Source organism: Pseudoalteromonas sp. CR1, assembly GCF_019392235.1.
GTDB lineage: Bacteria > Pseudomonadota > Gammaproteobacteria > Enterobacterales > Alteromonadaceae > Pseudoalteromonas.
In genome coordinates this window covers 1-277 of record NZ_JAHXRM010000196.1, presented here as the reverse complement: position 1 = coordinate 277, position 277 = coordinate 1, and the positions used below count along the sequence as shown (strand labels likewise).

Sequence of the window (277 nt, the reverse complement as noted above, 5' to 3'; positions counted from 1 at the left end):
CGAAGAGGTGGAAAACCTCGACGCCGATGCCCAGGCGCTGTTGATGCCCGGCTCGACCTCCGACGCAGGCACCTACATCGCGGGCAAGGACCTGCCGCTGGAGCAGACCATCGCCAATATGTCCGGCATCCTGGCTGGCCTGGGCATGAAAATTGAAATCGCCTCGTGGCGCAACATCGTGCCTAACGTGTGGTCGCTGCATATCCGCGATGCGCACTCGCCGATGTGCTTTACCCACGGCAAGGGCGCGACCAAGGAAGGCGCACTGGCGTCGGCG

The 277-nt window shown here is 63.5% G+C and carries 1 pseudogene; it reads left to right on the top strand.

Annotated features, from left to right (window positions below):
* Positions 1-277 (top strand): annotated as a pseudogene (locus KZZ04_RS19080) (OsmC domain/YcaO domain-containing protein); the annotation flags it as partial.